Origin of the sequence: Rhizobium ruizarguesonis (assembly GCF_012349115.1) — a bacterium.
GTDB classification, from domain to species: domain Bacteria; phylum Pseudomonadota; class Alphaproteobacteria; order Rhizobiales; family Rhizobiaceae; genus Rhizobium; species Rhizobium ruizarguesonis.
On the sequence record NZ_PQIG01000081.1, the window covers coordinates 56,796 to 74,429 of the forward strand.

16 protein-coding genes and 1 pseudogene are annotated in these 17,634 nt (G+C 61.3%); 5 read left to right on the top strand and 12 right to left on the bottom strand.

The genetic code is table 11. From position 1 onward, the window contains the following. Nucleotides 1-99: 99 nt before the first annotated feature. From dxs to C3Y91_RS18680, 5 genes are all read right to left on the bottom strand, one after another. Entirely contained in the window at nucleotides 100-2,016 is a 1,917-nt protein-coding gene (gene dxs, locus C3Y91_RS18660) for a 1-deoxy-D-xylulose-5-phosphate synthase (RefSeq protein ID WP_168575673.1), read from the bottom strand. A gap of 234 nt (nucleotides 2,017-2,250) precedes the next feature. Further along, entirely contained in the window at nucleotides 2,251-3,174 is a 924-nt protein-coding gene (locus C3Y91_RS18665) for a pirin family protein (RefSeq protein ID WP_130681090.1), read from the bottom strand. 163 nt (nucleotides 3,175-3,337) lie between these two features. After that, nucleotides 3,338-4,105 carry an SDR family NAD(P)-dependent oxidoreductase gene (locus C3Y91_RS18670; RefSeq protein ID WP_075224732.1) on the bottom strand — a complete coding sequence of 256 codons (768 nt, stop codon included), beginning with the start codon at nucleotides 4,103-4,105 and terminating at the stop codon, nucleotides 3,338-3,340. Between the two features lie 81 nt (nucleotides 4,106-4,186). Beyond that, entirely contained in the window at nucleotides 4,187-4,438 is a 252-nt protein-coding gene (locus C3Y91_RS18675) for an exodeoxyribonuclease VII small subunit (RefSeq protein WP_003545921.1), read from the bottom strand. A 2-nt stretch (nucleotides 4,439-4,440) separates the two neighbouring features. Next, on the bottom strand, nucleotides 4,441-5,376 hold the full coding sequence (locus C3Y91_RS18680) for a histone deacetylase family protein (protein WP_018449324.1): 936 nt from the start codon (nucleotides 5,374-5,376) through the stop codon (nucleotides 4,441-4,443). Between the two features lie 286 nt (nucleotides 5,377-5,662). On the opposite strand from C3Y91_RS18680, the gene C3Y91_RS18685 reads away from it, so the two are divergent. After that, nucleotides 5,663-6,064 (top strand): acyl-CoA thioesterase, encoded by a 402-nt coding sequence (locus C3Y91_RS18685; RefSeq protein ID WP_024321263.1) that lies wholly within the window; start codon nucleotides 5,663-5,665, stop codon nucleotides 6,062-6,064. A 37-nt stretch (nucleotides 6,065-6,101) separates the two neighbouring features. On the opposite strand, the pseudogene C3Y91_RS18690 reads toward C3Y91_RS18685, so the two are convergent. The 7 genes and pseudogenes from C3Y91_RS18690 to C3Y91_RS18720 all read right to left on the bottom strand — a co-directional run bounded on the left by C3Y91_RS18690 (nucleotide 6,102) and on the right by C3Y91_RS18720 (nucleotide 13,003). Next, nucleotides 6,102-6,713, bottom strand: a pseudogene (locus tag C3Y91_RS18690) (2'-5' RNA ligase family protein). Nucleotides 6,714-6,930: 217 nt separating this feature from the next. Next, entirely contained in the window at nucleotides 6,931-7,602 is a 672-nt protein-coding gene (locus C3Y91_RS18695) for a flavin reductase family protein (RefSeq protein WP_024321261.1), read from the bottom strand. Between the two features lies 1 nt (nucleotide 7,603). Continuing rightward, complete coding sequence (locus C3Y91_RS18700; RefSeq protein WP_130785641.1) at nucleotides 7,604-9,025, bottom strand: M24 family metallopeptidase; 1,422 nt, start codon at nucleotides 9,023-9,025, stop codon at nucleotides 7,604-7,606. A 45-nt stretch (nucleotides 9,026-9,070) separates the two neighbouring features. Next, complete coding sequence (locus C3Y91_RS18705; protein ID WP_168575674.1) at nucleotides 9,071-9,892, bottom strand: ABC transporter permease; 822 nt, start codon at nucleotides 9,890-9,892, stop codon at nucleotides 9,071-9,073. After that, nucleotides 9,885-10,712 carry an ABC transporter permease gene (locus C3Y91_RS18710; protein WP_012755672.1) on the bottom strand — a complete coding sequence of 276 codons (828 nt, stop codon included), beginning with the start codon at nucleotides 10,710-10,712 and terminating at the stop codon, nucleotides 9,885-9,887. The genes C3Y91_RS18705 and C3Y91_RS18710 overlap by 8 nt, the downstream gene beginning before the upstream one ends. Nucleotides 10,713-10,721: 9 nt before the next feature. Next, on the bottom strand, nucleotides 10,722-11,771 hold the full coding sequence (locus C3Y91_RS18715) for an extracellular solute-binding protein (RefSeq protein WP_197726762.1): 1,050 nt from the start codon (nucleotides 11,769-11,771) through the stop codon (nucleotides 10,722-10,724). Beyond that, nucleotides 11,768-13,003 carry an ABC transporter ATP-binding protein gene (locus C3Y91_RS18720; protein ID WP_130785642.1) on the bottom strand — a complete coding sequence of 412 codons (1,236 nt, stop codon included), beginning with the start codon at nucleotides 13,001-13,003 and terminating at the stop codon, nucleotides 11,768-11,770. The genes C3Y91_RS18715 and C3Y91_RS18720 overlap by 4 nt, the downstream gene beginning before the upstream one ends. A gap of 504 nt (nucleotides 13,004-13,507) precedes the next feature. On the opposite strand from C3Y91_RS18720, the gene C3Y91_RS18725 reads away from it, so the two are divergent. The 4 genes from C3Y91_RS18725 (at nucleotide 13,508) to C3Y91_RS18740 (ending at nucleotide 17,445) form a co-directional block, all read left to right on the top strand. Continuing rightward, complete coding sequence (locus C3Y91_RS18725; protein ID WP_105005137.1) at nucleotides 13,508-14,440, top strand: ABC transporter substrate-binding protein; 933 nt, start codon at nucleotides 13,508-13,510, stop codon at nucleotides 14,438-14,440. A gap of 5 nt (nucleotides 14,441-14,445) precedes the next feature. After that, nucleotides 14,446-15,318, top strand: a complete 873-nt coding sequence (locus C3Y91_RS18730; protein WP_130681112.1) for an amino acid ABC transporter permease — start codon at nucleotides 14,446-14,448, stop codon at nucleotides 15,316-15,318. An 88-nt stretch (nucleotides 15,319-15,406) separates the two neighbouring features. Continuing rightward, nucleotides 15,407-16,537 carry a sugar phosphate isomerase/epimerase family protein gene (locus tag C3Y91_RS18735; RefSeq protein WP_130681114.1) on the top strand — a complete coding sequence of 377 codons (1,131 nt, stop codon included), beginning with the start codon at nucleotides 15,407-15,409 and terminating at the stop codon, nucleotides 16,535-16,537. A gap of 161 nt (nucleotides 16,538-16,698) precedes the next feature. Next, nucleotides 16,699-17,445 (top strand): GntR family transcriptional regulator, encoded by a 747-nt coding sequence (locus C3Y91_RS18740; RefSeq protein WP_130672062.1) that lies wholly within the window; start codon nucleotides 16,699-16,701, stop codon nucleotides 17,443-17,445. The last annotated feature ends 189 nt before the right edge of the window (nucleotides 17,446-17,634 follow it).

The window sequence follows — 17,634 nt, forward strand, 5'->3', positions numbered from 1 at the left end:
AAGAGATTTGCGGCGACGTCTCGATTCCCTCTTCTCCCCTCGGGGAGAAGGTGCCCGTAGGGCGGATGAGGGGCTACACGGCACCCCTCACAAATTCACCTACCCAGCAACCCCAACCGCAACGCCGCGGCCCAGCGCCTTGAACACCGTCGAGACGATGCCGGCGCGGTTGAGGCCGGCGTGGGCGTTCATCGCTTCGGGCTTGGCCTGCTCCATCCAGATGTCGGGCATGACGAGCGAGCGCAGCTTCAGGCCGTTGTCGAGCAGGCCTTCGGTGGCGAGGAAATGCATCACGTGGCTGCCGAAGCCGCCGATCGAGCCTTCTTCGATGGTGATCACCATCTCGTGGTGGCGGGCAAGCTGGCGGATCAGGTCGTGATCGAGCGGCTTGGCGAAACGCGCATCGGCGACCGTCGTCGAAAGCCCGGCGGCATCGAGATCCTCGGCGGCAAGCAGACAGTCGGCAAGCCGGGTGCCGAAGGAGAGCAGCGCCACCTTGGTGCCTTCCTTGACGATGCGGCCCTTGCCGATCTGCAGGATTTCGCCGCGCGCCGGCATGTCGACGCCGACGCCTTCGCCGCGCGGATAGCGGAATGAGATCGGCCCGCCATCATAGGCCACAGCCGTGCGCACCATGTGCTTGAGTTCGGCCTCGTCGGCCGCCGCCATCACCACGAAGCCGGGCAGGGTGGTGAGGAAGGTGGTGTCGAAGGAGCCGGCATGCGTCGGCCCGTCGGCGCCGACGAAGCCGGCACGGTCGATCGGAAAACGCACCGGCAGGCCCTGGATCGCCACGTCGTGCACGACCTGGTCGTAGGCGCGCTGCAGGAAGGTGGAATAGAGGGCGGCGAACGGCTTGTAGCCTTCGGCCGCAAGGCCGGCGGCAAAGGTGACGGCATGCTGTTCGGCAATACCGACGTCGAAACAGCGCGACGGAAAGGCCTCGGCGAGCTTGTCGAGGCCGGTGCCGTTCGGCATGGCGGCGGTGATGCCGACGATCTTGTCGTCGAGGGTGGCTTCCTGCACCAGCGCTTCGGCAAAGACGCTGGTATAGCTCGGCGCATTCGGCTTGACCCTTGCCTGGGCGCCGGTGATGACGTCGAACTTGTTGACGCCGTGATATTTGTCGGCCGCGGCTTCCGCCGGCGGATAGCCCTTGCCCTTCTGGGTGACGACATGGATCAGCACCGGTCCGCGCCCATTGTCGCGCACGTTGCGCAACACGGGCAGCAGGTGGTCGAAGGAATGCCCGTCGATCGGGCCGATATGATAGAAGCCCATCTCCTCGAACATCGTGCCGCCGGTGACATAGCCGCGCGCATGCTCGACGGCGCGGGTGATCGCTCGGTCGATGTTCTTGCCGAGATAGGCCGTCAGCTTCTTGCCGAGGTCGCGGAAGCCCATATAGGTGCGACCCGAGGCAAGGCGCGCGAGATAGGCGCTCATTGCCCCTGTCGGCGGCGCAATCGACATGTCGTTGTCGTTGAGGATGACGATGAGGCGGGCATCGAGCGCGCCGGCATTGTTCAGCGCCTCATAGGCCATGCCGGCCGACATCGCCCCGTCGCCGATGACGGCGATGACGCGGCGGTCTGATTTGTCGAGGTCGGCGGCAATCGCCATGCCGAGGCCGGCCGAGATCGAGGTCGAGGAATGCGCCGCCCCGAAGGGATCATATTCGCTTTCCGCCCGGCGGGTGAAGCCGGACAGCCCGTCTTCCTGGCGCAGCGTCCGGATGCGGTCACGCCGGCCGGTGAGAATCTTGTGCGGATAACATTGATGGCCGACATCGAAGATCAGCCGATCATCAGGCGTGTCGAAGACGCTGTGGATGGCGATCGTCAATTCGACGACGCCGAGACCGGCGCCAAGATGGCCGCCGGTGCGCGACACCGCATCAATCATTTCGTCCCGGACTTCGCGGGCAAGCTGCGGCAGGTCGCGATCCTCGAGCTTGCGCAGGTCGGCGGGATAGATGACCTGGTCGAGCAGGGGGGTCTTCGGCAGTTGTGTCACGGGCGGGCGCTCTTTCTTGCTTTTCCTTGTTCCGCTTTATTCGATTAGATTGCGGCAAAACAAGTGCATTTCAGGAACCGAAGGTTTTCACCTTAGAGCATGATGCCGAAAAGTGTGAGCGGTTTTCGGATAACATCATGCTCCCACTATTAAAGCATGGTGCCGAAAAACGTGAGCGCTTTTCAGCGGATATCACCCTCTATTTCTTCGATCAGGGTCCGGATTCGGGCGGGTTCAGCCTTCCGGCAAAGGCACGAATTCCTCTTCGTCACCGGGAACGATATCGAAGCGGCCGCTGCGCCATTCCTCCTTGGCCTGTTCGATCCGCTCCTTCGAGGAGGAGACGAAATTCCACCAGATATAACGTTTCGAATTGAGCGCCGCCCCTCCGAAGAGCATCAGGTGGCAGCCATCGCGGCCAGCTTCCAGCGTGATCGCATCGCCCGGTCGGAAGACCAGCAGCTGGTCGGCGGCAAAACGGTCGCCTGATATGACGACTTCGCCCGAGAGCACATAGACGGCGCGCTCTTCGTGGCCCGCGCCGAAGGGAAATTTGGCGCCCGGCTGCAGGTCGAGATCGACATAGAGCGTGTCGGAGAAAACGCCGACCGGCGATGTCATGCCTTCAAACGAGCCGATGACCACCCGCCCGCGCACACCGCTCGTCTCGATCAACGGCATGGCGGACTTTTCCGTATGGGTGAAGGCGGGAGCGATCTCCTCCTTGTCGTCGGGCAGCGCCAGCCAGGTCTGCAGCCCCGACATCAGCAGCGGATGGCCGCGCAGATTGTCGGGCGTGCGTTCGGAATGCACGATGCCGCGGCCGGCCGTCATCAGGTTGATATCGCCGGGACGGATGACCTTTTCGGTGCCGAGGCTGTCGCGATGGCGGATCTCGCCGTCGAACAGATAGGTGACCGTCGACAGCCCGATATGCGGATGCGGCTTGACGTCGAGCGCCTCGTCGGGCTTCAGGATCGCCGGCCCCATGCGGTCGAAGAAGATGAACGGGCCGACCAGCCGCCGCTGCCGGCTGGGCAGGGCGCGGCGCACCTGAAAACCGCCGATATCGCTGGTGCGCGGGATGATCAGGCTCTCGATCGCGTCGCAGGCGAAGGCATCGCCGGGCAGGGGGTCTTTACCGGGAAAGAAGGACATGGGGATCTCCAATCGCTACAGTGCCGCGCGTCATCGCTCACAGATAGCGCCTGGAGCGCCGCGCGTCCAATCGGACGCGCAAAGGACGCTCCAACACTGGAAAGTGCGCCGCGCGTCCAACCGGACGCGCTAAGACGCTCCAACACTTGAAAGCGCGATTGGTTCAGATCGCGGTAAAACCGTTGTCGACGAAGAGATGGGCGCCATTGACGAAGCTCGACTCGTCGCTGGCGAGATAAAGGGCGGCCCGCGCCACATCTTCGGGCTCGCCGATCCGCCCCTGCTGCGCGGCAATGGCGGCATCCGAAACGTCGACGCCGAGCGCCTGCAGGCCGGCCACCTCCCGCAGGCCATGCGGCGTGCGGATGAAGCCGGGGCAGACGGCGTTGCAGCGGATATTGCGGTCACGGAATTCTACCGCAATAGCCCGGGCAAACATGTGCACGGCACCCTTGGTCGTGTCGTAAAGCACTTCCATCGGCGTAGCGGCGACCGCCGAGATCGACGAGGTGCAGACGATCGACCCGCCGCCGCTCGCAATCATCTTCGGCAGCACGGCCTTGGTCATCAGGAACATCGAGCGCACATTGACGGCATGCAGCCAGTCCCATTCCTCGACGGTCGTTTCGAGAAAAGGTTTGATGACGATCGTGCCGGCGTGATTGAAGAGCACGGTGACTGCGCCGTAGCGTTCCTCGACACCGGCGACGGCGGCACTGACGGCGGCTTCGTCCGAGACATCGGCCGTCCAGCAATCGGCCTCGCCGCCGGCATCACGGATGTGCTTCACGGTCTCTGCGGCTGCATCGCCATTGCGGTCGATGATCGCAACACGCGCGCCTTCCGCCGCAAAAAGCTTCGAGGCGGCACCGCCCATGCCAGTCGCGCCGCCCGAGATAATGGCGACCTTGCCCTTCAACCTGTCCGACATTTCCTTGTCCCCTCATCGTTTCGGGATCATAGATCGGTCCGAAGCCGATAGCCAAGCATCTTCAAAAGGGAGTTTGCTGTCTCAGGCGCCGTCGAGCGGCTCAACGCCCTGCGGCTTGCCGGCGCGGTCGAGCCGGATCTTCTCGATGCGGTTTTCGGCGGCCGAAAGCAGGGTCTCGCAATGTTTCTTCAGCGCTTCGCCGCGCTCATAGATCTCGATCGATTCATCCAGCGCCACATCGCCGCGTTCCAGCCGGGCGACGATACTTTCGAGTTCGGCGACCGCCTTTTCGAAGGAAAGGCCTGATACCTCAGGCTTGGCGCTGTCAGTCATTCTCAACCCTTCATCATTCTCAGAATATGCATGCCCGCCGATTCGGCGAGTCCCTCGAGATCATAACCGCCTTCGAGCAGGCTGACGACCCGGTTCTTCGCGTGCCGGTCCGCGAGTTCGAGCACCCGCCCGGTCGCCCAGTCGAAATCCTCGCCGGTCAGATTGATCTGCGCTAAGGGATCGCGGTGATGCGCGTCGAAGCCGGCGGAGATGATGATGAGATCCGGCCGGAAATCGTCAAGGGCCGGCAGCACGCGCGATTTGAACGCCTCGCGGAAGTGGTCGCTGCCGACATTCGGCGACAGCGGCGCATTGACGATGGTGTTGTGTGTGCCCTTCTCATCCTTGGCGCCGGTGCCGGGATAGAGCGGCATCTGATGCGTCGAGCAGAACAGCACCGAGGCATCGTCCCAGAAGATATCCTGCGTGCCGTTGCCGTGGTGCACATCCCAATCGACGATGGCGATGCGCTCGGCGCCATGCGTCTTCTGCGCATGGCGGGCGGCGATCGCCGCATTGTTGAAGAAGCAGAAGCCCATCGCCGTCATCTTCTCGGCATGGTGCCCCGGCGGGCGGGCAGCGACGAAGACATTGTCGGCCCGGCCGGTAAAGACGTCGTCCACCGCCGCCATCGCCCCGCCAATGCCGGTCAGCGCCGCCTGCAGGCTCTTGCTGCTGGCATAGGTGTCGGCTTCGATCTGGTTGATCTCACCCTCTTCCTCGGGGATCTCCCGCATGACGGCGATGAGATGTTCTTCGGGATGGGCCAGCAGCACCGCATCCTCATTCGCCTGCGGCGCCTGCCGGCGCTCCAGCCGCTCGAAATTTGGATGTTCCAGCGCAACGTTGATGGCGCGGATCCTGTCCGATCGCTCCGGATGGCCGGCGGGCGTCACATGTTCCAGGAAGATCGGGTGTTCATAAAGACGGGTGCTCATGAAGACACTCTATCGGTCGCTTATGTCATGTGCCACAGCAGATGGGGCATCGCCTGACGATTTCAACAAGCGCTCTTGTCGCGCCGTCCAACCGTTTGCCTATCACAACTGTCTCATTTGCGCCGTTCCCGTCGATCAGGTCCATTGCAACTGCCCCGCATCTTTCCGATACGTGGAGAACACTGTAACACTTTGAACTATTGCGTAATTTTATCCTTAAGCCGGTTCCGGTATAAGCAATTATGAAGTAGTGTTGCCATGGGAACTCTGTAAGGCAGATCTGTTGATGAGTCAGTCGAAACGTCCTGATGTGGCGGAAATACGCGTGCCGTTTCGCGATGTCGATATGACCGGCCGGATGTTTCTGGCATCCTATATTTCCTATGCCGAGTCCGTGCTTGCGAGCTTCTGGTCCTCACGGCCCGATGTCGATGACGAACCCGTCTATAGCCCCAGCAAGGTTTCCTGCTTTCTCCACCGCCCGCTGCACTACGACGAGCCGGCAACCTTCACCGCCACCGTCGACAAGATCGGCGTGCGCTCCATCGGCTTCCTCATTTCGATCGAGACGGGCGAGGAGCGCGCCGCCGAGGTGGAAATCATCTGGCAGGCCCACGCCCCCGAAGACGAATCGCCGGCTCCGTTGCCGGAGGAGACGCGCGACTGGCTTTATCGGTTTTTGAATTAGGGGCAAAGCAGAGCCGCTCGACCAACCAGAATTGCCATTAGGTGCTTTTGCCCCGGAGGAGTGGCTCGCTGAGTATATTGATCTCGACGCTTGGATAAACGCGCTCTTCCAGCAATTTAAGGGATCCAACCTTCACTGCCGTGGGCAATAAGCCTGCGTCGACGTTGACTGCGGGTAGCCTGTCTTCTGCAGAAAATCTGAACAGTGTTATGTGCGCTATTCGAGGCGGGGTTGGACGCCACTGTTCGAAGCAGATGGCATTTGAAATGGCCGAACGAAGCCTGCGCAATGCCGGCGGCTCCTCAGCCTTTACGAAGATAGCGGCTTCCGAAGCAGCCACCTCATGAAAATGGAGCTCAAATGGCGGGGTCTCTTCGACCAGTCTATCCGCGATCTCCTTCCATCTTCCCCCATTCAGCCTCCAGACCTCGTCGTTTGGAATACTGAGTTAGGTCGCTGCGCTGACCAAAGTGACGACGGTCATGTGCAGACTTGTAGACGGGACGCGTAAGAGCGGGGCTGTGCTGTCTCGCTCGATACTGCCCTGCAAGCTGCAGAGCTTTGACAGTGCCTCGCGATCGGGAAAGAACTGCAGGTGGAACGCGCAGCACCGCTTAAACCACAGTGTGTCGACCTTTGTGCGGATCACAGCAGCAGACCCTTCCACCCAACATGGGCATGCCGCGCCGAGAGCGTGCAATTCCCGTGTCTTGCTATCACATCACGAAACCGTTCGCCAATCAGGCAACGATCCCTTCCGGACACGGACAAGCAGGGCGGTCAGTTCCAGCCGGTCATTCACCTCACCCTCGACATATTGGACCTGATCACCCAACGGCACGCGATGGGCTGGAGCCCGAGCCCGGCTATGCGCTGACCGGCTCTGAAACGCTCTTTCGCGAACTCCACTCCTCCTTGGTCTGCGTCTTGATGTCGAACTGGTCGCGCGTCCTGGTGTAGGTATGGCCGCCCATCCTTCCGACGGCGTCCATCAGTTGCTGGTCGATATGCAGGTTCGTCGGGTTGACCGCATCGCTTCTGACGTAGACACCGAGCACTTCGCCGAGGATGATTTCGCGCGCCGGGCCGACCTGCAGGGTGGTGTGGCGGCGGCATTCGAGTGCTGCGGGTGCGGCCAGGATGCGCGGGCTTCTGACCATCTGTCCCGGCGCCGTTGCCAGTCCGGCTTCCGAGAGTTCGTCGATCTCGGGCCCGAACTTGATGGCGCAGACTTCCATCTGGTCGACAAGGGCGTCATCGCAGATATGGACCGTGAACTCGCCGGTTTCGCGGATGTTGCGGGCGGTATCCTTGAAGCGCATGTCGGCATGATTCTCGACGCCGATGGCGACGATTGCCGGGTCGTGGGTCAGGACGTTGAAGAAGCTGAACGGGCCGGCATTCGGCAGACCTTCCTTGCTCACCGTCGTCACCAGCGCGATCGGGCGGGGAATGACCGTGCCGATGAGGATCTTGTAACGCTCGCGCTCGGTCAGCTTGGCGAAATCGAAATGCGTGTGTTGTTTATGATGGGTCATGTCAGGCCTCGGCAGCGATGCGGTGGGTTTCAAGCGGGGTATGGCGGCTGAGGTTCTCGAAACCGTCCTTGGTCACGACATACATGTCGCCGATATTGCAGCCGGCCGACAGCGGTTCCAGCCACTGCGTGTGCAGCACGAAGACCATGCCTTCCTCCATCCTGTCGTAGTTATGCGAGGAGATGTTGAAGCTGTTCTGGCCGCCGGCCATGCCGACCGAATGGCCGAGGTTCGGATTGTGCGGTCCGTGCGTTGCCGGATAGACGTGCATGAGCTTGCGGCCCTGCGCCTCCCAGTCGATGTCCTTCACATACTGATGGGGGATCAGGCGTGCGCCGCCATCCGGCATCGGCGACCAGTTATAGGGCATGGTGCGCGCTTCCGGTGACGAAAGCATGCCACGCTCGATCATCGGTTCGAAGGCGGCGTTATTGACGTCGCGCATCAATGCGCCGGGCCTGATGAGCTTTTCGGCCCGCTTGACGCCTTCGGTGCAGGCGGCAAGCACATCCTCCTGATGGCTGGTGATGTCGCCGATCGCGATCATGCGGGCGGTCTGGGCGGTATAGCCGCGATAGGTCACGTTGGAGATATAGAGGTTGATGAGGTCGCCGGGCCTGACGATGTGGCCATAGGGTTTGCCGCAATGGGTGCCGAATTCATTGATGCCGATCTGGTAGCCGTCGCCGGTTTCGCCGCCGAGCGCCATCTGCGCATAGGTGAAGGCGGCAAGGATTTCATGGTCGGTGACGCCTGACTTCGCCACATGATAGGCGGCCTGCGTGCCGATGCTGATCAGCTGGGCGGCGGCGCGGAACATCTCGATCTCGGGCAGTGAGCGGACCTTCTGCATGCGGTCGAGAATGGCGTTGTCAGCCACGAACTTGCTCTTCGGCAGCAGTTCGTCGAGGGCAGACCAGAAGGTCAGCGACGTACGGTCGCCGATCCTGCCGATCTGGGCCTTGGCAAGACCGAGACTGGCGAGAACCTCGGCGCATTTCTCGGCGGTCTTGATGACGGAATCGCCGGGACGGTCGGCATATTCGCGGCCGATCGGGCCGATCTGCCAGATTTCGTCGACGAGCACAGGCTCGCCGCCCGGCGGAAGCAGGACGGATTGCGTGAAGAAGGAGAGAAGCACCATCGCCTTGTCGGCATCGGTCGGAATGATCAGCACGCCTTCGCGCATCCAGTCGCAGATATAGCGAAGATAGGCGTTCGAAGCGTGGAACCAGCCGACGCTGCCGGCGTGAACGATCAGCGCGTCATGACCGGCCTCGACCGCCTGACGGCGAATTCTGCGAAGGCGATCCTCGAACTCTTCGACAGGAAGCGGCAAGGGCGCGGAGAAGTCGAAATCCGGTTGGAAATCGGCCAGCAGCGATCCCATCCCGCCGCCTGCGTTTGTCGCGCGCATGTTCATGAGTTTGTTCCTTCCAAGTTCAGGCATAGGTCAATGACGGATTGTTCAGGCCTGCCGGGGCGGCGCGAGCACGCGCCGGGCAACCAGCAGTCCGACCAGTGTCACGGCGATCAGAATTCCGGAGATTGCCGCGACGCGCACATCGAGCGATTCCTCGATCAGCGCGAACATGCGCAGCGGCAGGACCGTCGTTCGGGCGTCGGCGAGGAAAAGCGATACCGACACATTGTCGAGCGACTGGATGAAGACGAGGAATGCGCCGGCCAGAATGCCGGGCATCAATAGCGGCAAGGTGACGCGCCGCAGGGTCATGAACCAGCTCGCGCCCATCGTCGTCGATGCCTCGGCAAGCGAGGGATTGAGGCCCTGGGCGACGACGGAGGCGGCGCGGTACATCAGCGGCCCGAAGACCACGACATGGCCTGATACGGTCAGCCAGAGCGACGGCTTGAAGCCGATGAAGTTGGCGACGATCAAGGCGGCAAGGCCGTAGACGAGGCTCGGCAGGACGAGCGGGGCGAGAAGCAGCGGCTCGATGGTGCCGGCGGTGCTGTGCTTCATGCGCGTCATGCCGATGGTTGCCGGAACCGCAAAGATCAGCGATCCGAGGACGGCAAGGCCGGCAATCTTCAGCGAGTTCCAGGCGGCGATATGTTCGGTTGCCGAGCGCACCGGATCGAGCAGCGCCGCATACCACCTGAGCGAAAAGCCCTGCGGCGGGTATTTCAATGTCTGCCCCGAGGTGAACGACATCGTCAGCGCTATCACGATCGGTGCCACGAGATAGATGACGCAGAGCCCGCCAAATCCGTAGACGAATGCCTTGTAGAGCATGACGGGAATGGGATTTTCGCGACGATCACGCATGACCGACCAACCTCCTGTGACGGGACATCATGGTAAGGGCGACCAGCAGGCAGCCGGTGGACAGCAGCAGGACGACGGCGATGGCCGAGGCCAGCGGCCAGTCGAACAGAGTACCGACCTCGCGGTAGATCAGCTGCGGAACATAGACGTTGCGCGCGCCGCCGATGACGGCCTGGGTAACGAAGGAACTGCTGGTGCTGGCAAAGACCAGGATCCAGCCCGCCAGCAGACCCGGCAGCATCAGCGGCAAAAGCACAGTGACAAAGATGCGCCAGGGACCGGCGCCGGAAACCTGGGCCGCTTCCGTCAGTTGCACCGGCGTGCGCGACAGGATGGCGATCAGCGGCAGGATGATCAGCGGCAGATCGATCTGGCACATGGCCATGACCAGGCCGAGTTCGGTAAACAGCAGGCTGGTCGGCATTCCCGTCAGACCGAGGCCGACCAGCGCTTCGCTGATCGGCCCCTGGCGCCCGAGGATGACGATCCAGGCGAAGGTGCGCACGACATTGCTGGTCAGCATCGGAATGAGCGTCAGGAAGATCAGAACCTGCCGCAGGTTTCGGCCGCCGTGCCAGTAGAGGAGTGCGATCGGCACGCCAAGCAAGGTCGTGCCGATGACGGTTTCGAGCCCGAGCCTTGCGGTATTGACGAGGACGCGGAAATTGAACGCGTCGCCGAAGAAGCGGGCATAATGTTCGAGGGTCGCTCCGCCGGGACCGGCGAAGCTGAAACCGACGAGGACGGCGAGCGGCGTTGCGAAGAACGCCACGGAAAGCAACAGCATCGGTAGGACGTATGGGAAGCCGCTCGCCTTCATCACATCACCTCAACCGGCAACGAGTGCGTCGAACTGGCGGATCCAGTCGTCGCGGTTCTTGTTGATCGCGACCCAGTCCGGATAGACCATGGTCTTGATCTGGTCGCGGGTGACATAGGCTTCGATGCCCGGTGTCAGCGCCACGTCCTTGTTGGTCGGGAACATCTCGGTCGGCGGCTCCTTGAGCTGGTCCTGGGCGGCCTTGGAGATCGCGGCATCCATATAGGCATAGGCCGCGTCTAGATTGGCCGAGCCCTTGGTCAGGTGGATGTTGACGGGGGCTGCGGGCGAGCCGGTCTCCGGATGGACGAATTCGGCATTGAGGCCGAGGCTCTTCAGATGGGCGACATTGCCGGTCGAGCACATGAAGACGGCGATTTCGCCCTGCTGGAACAGCGTCATCTGATGGTTGGTGCTATCGACCACGCCCTTCAGATGCTCCGGATGATCCTTGAACAGCTTGAAGACGGCGTCCATGTCGTTCGGGCCGGAGCCGAAGATCTTGGCGATCTCGGTATAGGCCATGACGGCGGTGTTCGAGGCAAAGCCGGTCCAGGAAACCTTGCCGCTATAAGCCGGGTTTTCAAAGAGATCGCGATAACCCTTCGGCTTCGGAACGAGATCGGGATTGTAGGCAATGCCGTTGACTTCGATGGTCACGGTCGGGCCGTATTCGCCTTGGAAGGACGGATCGAGCATGCCCCAGTTCTTGAGCTTGCTCGGATCGATCTTCTGGATGAGATCCTTCTCGATGGCGACGGCCATCTGGCCGGGCGACATCAGCAGCGTGTCATAGGGCGGGTTGCCGGGGCTTGCCATGATCTTGGCAAGCTGGTCCTGCGCCATCGCCGGCGCAATGGTCAGGTCGTAGCCTGCATCCTTGACCATCGGCGTCAGCACTGTGCGGTAGGCATCCTCCCAGCTGCCTGGGAAAGTGGCGGCAACGGCTCCGCCGCCGGCAGCGCGGGCGGCAAATGGAAGCACGGCCGATGCGGCGACACCGGCCGCCAGGAAACCGAACCCACGACGGGTAATCTGAAAGTCCTTCATCACGTTCACCTCTGTTGATCTGTTTCTTCACTCATGATTTCCGGTTCGCCCGGAAAGGCGTGACACCTTGCGGTGTCGATCTCGGCAAATAGCGGCGTTCCCGGTTCGGGAATGAATGTGGAGGGGCCTCTGACCTCGGAAGCGCGCAGGCCTGTACCGTCTTCCAGAACAAGGTCATGGACGAGGGAAGGGCCGAGCGGCACGGAAACCGTCATGCGAACGGGCAGGGCGCTCTCGCTCGGCTGCGTCGACAGGCGAACCTCTTCCGGCCGGAAGGTGATCGTGACCTTCGAGCCGAGGGTGAAGTTCAGCCGGCGCGGCAGGAGCAGGGTCCGGTCATTCGCAAGGCCGATCAGCGTGCTCTCGGCATCGAGCCGCAGCACCGTTCCATTGAGCAGGTTTGCCTGGCCGATGAAGGTGTTGACGAAGAGCGTCTTCGGGCGGTCATAGACGGTCATCGGCGTGTCGATCTGCTCGACATTGCCCTTGTTCATCAGCACCAGGCGGTTTGCGAGGCTCTGGGCCTCCTCCTGATCATGCGTGACGATCAGCGTCGTGATGCCGAGCGTCTTCTGCAGGTGCAGCAGCTCCACCTGCAGATCGAAACGCAAGGCGCGGTCGAGCGCACCGAAGGGTTCGTCGAGAAGCAGAAGGGACGGGCGCCCGGCAATGGCACGCGCAACGGCGACGCGCTGCTGCTGGCCGCCGGAGAGTTCGCGCGGCAGGCGGTTGCCATAATCCTTGAGCCTGACGAGAGACAGCATCTCCTCGACGCGCGCCTTGCGCTGAGCGCGAGGAAGCTTCTGGCAGGCCAGCGGATAGGCGATGTTTTCTGCGACCGTCAGATGCGGAAACAAAGCATAGTTTTGAAAGACCATGCCGACGCCGCGCGAGCGGGCCGAGACATCGGCTAAATCTCTCTCTCCGAGCACAATCTTGCCCGCCTTCGGCTGGATCAGCCCGGCGATGGCGCGCAGTACGGTCGACTTGCCGCAGCCGCTCGGCCCGAGCAGGGCAACGATCTCGCCGGCCTCGATATCGAAAGCCACGTCGCTGATGGCGTTCTGGCCACCGTAACTGTGGGTGAGGCCCTGAACGCTGAGCCGCTTGCGTTCAGCCATATTCGGTATGCCTTGCATAGGGCCTCCCTGGTTCTGGGTCGAGGTCACGGATTGCTGCGCTGTCTCCGGCACAAGACGGAGATGCGGTCCGGCGAGAAATTTTGCGTCGAGCTTGTTCATGAGAAACGAATTGCAAGCGGCATGCCAGTTTTGCCGATCGTCTTTGTCGTCAATGCCAAGCCAATGAAAATTAAGCAATATTTGCGACTTATAAAGTTTCGAAAGTTTATAATAATACATATTCGATTTGAAATTCGCATTTAGTTTTTGTATAAATTTTCGCCAGCGTCGTATATTAAATGGGCATCAGATAGAAACAGCCACGGCCCCTGAGCGGGCGATCAAGCGCCGAAAAGCGCGGGATTTGGCATCTGAAGAGGTGTTTTTGGGTCTTGTGAGCGAATGAGGCGGTCAAACGTGATGCGGCAGGGCCGGGAAGCGTAAAAAATGTGCATCGTATGTTCGAAACTTCATGCGAATTATATTGCGAAACTCTATCCGAAATGTCGTCATCAACAAAAACCCTATTGATATCAGGTGATTATTGACGCGCCACTGCAGGTGGCACGGCGATTGCATGGATGATCCCGAGAATTCACCGGTACAAAAATGAAAGGGGATCACATGATGCGCATTCAGAAAATCTTGAAGGCCGGGGTTGCCGGAGCGATGGTCTCTTTGATCGCGGCCTCTGCTTATGCCGCCGGAGGTGCCGCTGAGAAGATGACGCCTGATGCCGATGTCGCCAAGCTCCCCGGCGTCGTCCTCACGCAGAAACTGGCCGACGGGCTGCCGCCCTCCATCAAGTCATCGGGCGTATTAAAGGTCGCGACCGACCTGACGCCACCGATCAGCTTTCACGGCGAGGATGGCAAGCTGATCGGCATCGATGCCGATATCGCTGCCGCACTCGGCGTCATCCTGGGTGTCGATGTTGAGATGACCGATGTCGGGGCGGGTGCGGCGATCGTGCCCTCCATATTGGCAAAGCGCTTCGACATCTCGATCTCGGGAATCAACGACGATCCGGAGCTGGAAAAGCAGGTCGACGTCATCGACTATATGTATGACGCGACGACGATCATGACGATCAAGGACAATCCTCTCGCCATCAAGGGCATGGAGGATCTGTGCGGCAAGAAGGTCGCCGTTCCCGTCGGCACCTTCCAGGCGAAGATGGTCGAGGCGGCATCGGCCAAATGCGCGACCCCGGTCAATATCATGTCGATCCCGAAGATGCCGGATGTGCTTCAGGCCGTCCGCACGGGGAGGGCTGACGCCACGGTCAACGGTTACGCCACCAGTGTCTACACGACCGAACACCAGACCGGAAACGGCAAGGGCCTGCAGGCGCTGCCGGACATCCGCCTTGCCGTCGGTTATCTCGGCATGCTGACGGCCAAGGACAATCCGCAGCTGCGCGACAGCGTCGTCGCCGCCTTGCAGCAGATGGTGGACTCTGGCGCCTACGAGACCATCATGAAGAAGTGGAGCCTCGGACCGCTGGCCGTGAAGACCGTCAAGGTCAATGATGCCGCCAGCATGCCCGCGGATTGACGCCGATGGCTCTGTTTCAAGCTTCACCAACAACGTTCTCCCTCGCACCATCGGTCGGAAGGCCGATGCGTTGGGGCCAGATCGCAACCGGTGCCATCGCGATTTCAGCGCTGGCCTTCTTTGCGCTCATCGTCGGGCAGAGCCAAAGCATCCAATGGTCCGAGATCCCCCGCTATCTGGTGGATCCTTCAATCCTGCGCGGCGTGCTGCTGACGCTTGAGTTGACGGCTGGTGCCATGGTGTTCGGCATCGTGCTCGGATGCCTGCTGGCGCTGATGGCGACGAGCCATAACCTGGTTCTCAAAGCCATCGCGGCTGGTTTCGTCTGGTGGTTTCGCGGCGTGCCGCTGATTGTCCAGATCTTCTTCTGGTTCAATATCGCCCTCTTCATCCCGCAGATCGGGATGGGAGCCTTCACCATTTCGATCAACGATCTGGTGACGCCGGCCCTGGCCGGCTTCCTGGCGCTGGGGCTGCATGAAGCGGCAAACATGTCGGAGATCATCCGCGGCGGCCTGATCGCGGTCGATCGCGGCCAGCGCGAAGCGGCCACGGCGCTCGGGCTGAAAAAGGCACAGACCTTTCTCACCGTCATCATGCCCCAGGCCACGCGTATCATCGTGCCGCCGACGGGGAACCAGGCCATCGGCATGCTGAAGGCCAGTGCCATCGTCTCGGTCATCGGCATGCAGGATCTGCTGACGCAGGCGCAGGCGATCTACGCCCGGAACTTCCTGGTCATCGAACTGCTGTTCGTCGCTTCGATCTGGTACCTCGCCATCACGAGTGTCGCATCCATAGGCCAGCACTATCTCGAAAAGAGTCTCGTTCCGAAAGGCCGGACAGCAGAGAAGTCTCGCGCTCCCGGACGGGCGTGATCGCCGATCCATCGACGTGAATTGAGATCAACAACGAAGGGGTCGCCAGTGCAGCGCGCCCCATCAGGAAACAGCAGAGGAGCATGACATGAAATTGGGAATCGACAGCATAAAGCTGCCCGAGGCAAAGAAGCGGGGGCCTCTGGCAAGCCTTGATCACGTCAAGGAACTTGGGCTCGCAGGCATTTTCTTCAGTACGGCGCTGGACATGAGCCCCGATCTCGACAGCGGCCTGCTGCGCGAGATCAGGGCGAAGGCTGACGACCTTGGCCTCTATCTCGAAAGCGGCATCGGCAAGATCAATCCCTATTGCAGCGCCGAGGAACCGGCCCTGCGGGCAGCCGGCGGCGGCGATATCATTGCCGGTTTCACGCGCATGATCGAGGCAAGTGCCGCAATCGGCTGCCATGAGCTCTGGGTTGCTCCGGGCAATTTCAAGAGCGAATATCGTGGCCGGCTGGCCAATGACCGCTTCCGCACCGATGTGACCTGGGAAGAGCAGTTGCTCGGAATCGAAAAGGTCCTCCGCAAGCTGGCGCCCGTCGCCCGCGCCAATGGCGCGCACATGAACATCGAAACCCATGACGAGATCACCTCCTTCGAGATCCTGCGATTGATCGAGAAGGTCGGCGCCGATTGCGTCGGCGTCGTCTTCGACACGGCAAACGGACTGCAGCGGGGCGAGCATCCGGTCTTCGCCGCCAAGCGGCTGGCTCCCCATATCCGCCAAACCCATATCAAGGATGCCTATGTCGGGCGCGCTCCGGGTGGTCTCGATTTCCAGACCAGACCCGTTGGCGGCGGCATCGTCGATTTCGCCGCGATCCTTCCCATTCTTGCGGACGCCCACCCGACGCTGAACCTGTCGCTGGAAGTCGCCCAGTCTGTCGCCGACAAGCCCCGCAAAGCCAATCCGCGCCAGTGCATCGAGATCGACGATCCTATCTGGCGCGCCGGCCACCCCGACCTGACGGCGGATGAGCTTGCGGCCTATATGGCGATGGTGGATGCCTATGAGAAACGGGTCGCCTCAGGTGAATTCCCGGACTGGGTAGCCTATGAATGCCGCCAATACGGCTACCCGACCTACGAAAATCAGTCCTACGGCTTTGCCGAGGCGATCGGCTTCATCCAGCAATCGGCGCGTCATGTCGAGGCGGTTTGCGCCGAAAAGGGTATTGCCCTGTCGGTGCCGGAAAAGAAGCAGAAAGCGGCCTGAGTCCCAAGGCGGTGTCGGCGTTTTCGCCGGTACCGTCGATCGAATTACCTGTGCCGAGATGATCTACGCAAGAATATTCTTATGGAAATAATTATCGGGCACGGATATCTGGTGATCGATCGAATCCACGCCGGGCCGCCAGAGGCAATTTGGAGACTGCAATGAGAAAGATGCGCCGTCAGAGTCCCAAAGCGATGGCAGCGACCAATGGGTCGGTGGAGAGCGCCGATACCCATGACGATGTTTCGGAGCGTATCCGCGCCACGCTTGCCGCCGCCATCGGCGAGGGTGCGCTCAAGCCCGGTACCAAAATTCTGGAGGAGGCGATCGCCGAGCATTTCGGTGTCAGCCGAACCGTCGTGCGCGGGGCACTCGGTGTGCTTGAGAGCGACCACCTGCTGGAACGCAAGAGAAATCGCGGCACCTTCGTCGCCGAGCCGAGCGTCGAGCAGGCAAAGAGCCTTTTCGAGGCGCGTCGGAAGATAGAGAGGCTGCTTCTGGAACTCGTCATCGCCCGGGTCACGCCGGAGCAGCTGGATGCGCTGCAAAAGCTGACGGACGAAGAAGAGCACATCCACCACCACGGCGACGAAAAGTCGAAGACGGTTCTGTCGGGCAAGTTCCACATCGTGCTCGCCGAAATGGCCGGCAATCCGGTGCTGACCGAAGTGCTCGCCAAGATCGTCGCCCGGCTTTCCCTCGTCATGTCGCTCTACGAGGAAGACCGCAAGGACGACTGCGGCGCGGACCACCATCGGATGATCGTAGCCGCCTTGAAGGCGAAAGACCTCGCCAAGGCGCAACAGCTGATGGACCACCACCTCGCAGACATCGAAGGCCGTGTGCGCCTGACCGAAGGGCAGGGCGACCGGCACACATTCCTGGCCGTGCTGGAGAATTTTTCCTGATAGAGGCCCGCGCGTATCGCTGATGCTTGGCCAGAGCTGAAGCACCATTTCTGGTCACAGGAGCGCTTGTTCAAAACACTCCGCAATGCTAGGAAATTTGCATGGACAACACCGTGATCAGCACTTTCGTGATGATGATGCCGCGCTCATAGCGTGGCGGGTTTCGTGCGTCCAGAATGCACCAGCGAC

Coding starts and splice junctions, on each gene's coding strand:
- C3Y91_RS18740 (WP_130672062.1), top strand. CDS start 16,699: ATGAGAAAGATGCGCCGTCAGAGTCCCAAAGCGATGGCAGCGACCAAT.
- C3Y91_RS18675 (WP_003545921.1), bottom strand. CDS start 4,438: ATGACTGACAGCGCCAAGCCTGAGGTATCAGGCCTTTCCTTCGAAAAG.
- C3Y91_RS18710 (WP_012755672.1), bottom strand. CDS start 10,712: ATGAAGGCGAGCGGCTTCCCATACGTCCTACCGATGCTGTTGCTTTCC.
- C3Y91_RS18680 (WP_018449324.1), bottom strand. CDS start 5,376: ATGAGCACCCGTCTTTATGAACACCCGATCTTCCTGGAACATGTGACG.
- C3Y91_RS18730 (WP_130681112.1), top strand. CDS start 14,446: ATGGCTCTGTTTCAAGCTTCACCAACAACGTTCTCCCTCGCACCATCG.
- C3Y91_RS18735 (WP_130681114.1), top strand. CDS start 15,407: ATGAAATTGGGAATCGACAGCATAAAGCTGCCCGAGGCAAAGAAGCGG.
- C3Y91_RS18670 (WP_075224732.1), bottom strand. CDS start 4,105: ATGTCGGACAGGTTGAAGGGCAAGGTCGCCATTATCTCGGGCGGCGCG.
- C3Y91_RS18695 (WP_024321261.1), bottom strand. CDS start 7,602: ATGACCCATCATAAACAACACACGCATTTCGATTTCGCCAAGCTGACC.
- C3Y91_RS18720 (WP_130785642.1), bottom strand. CDS start 13,003: ATGAACAAGCTCGACGCAAAATTTCTCGCCGGACCGCATCTCCGTCTT.
- C3Y91_RS18725 (WP_105005137.1), top strand. CDS start 13,508: ATGATGCGCATTCAGAAAATCTTGAAGGCCGGGGTTGCCGGAGCGATG.
- C3Y91_RS18700 (WP_130785641.1), bottom strand. CDS start 9,025: ATGAACATGCGCGCGACAAACGCAGGCGGCGGGATGGGATCGCTGCTG.
- C3Y91_RS18685 (WP_024321263.1), top strand. CDS start 5,663: ATGAGTCAGTCGAAACGTCCTGATGTGGCGGAAATACGCGTGCCGTTT.
- C3Y91_RS18705 (WP_168575674.1), bottom strand. CDS start 9,892: ATGCGTGATCGTCGCGAAAATCCCATTCCCGTCATGCTCTACAAGGCA.
- C3Y91_RS18665 (WP_130681090.1), bottom strand. CDS start 3,174: ATGTCCTTCTTTCCCGGTAAAGACCCCCTGCCCGGCGATGCCTTCGCC.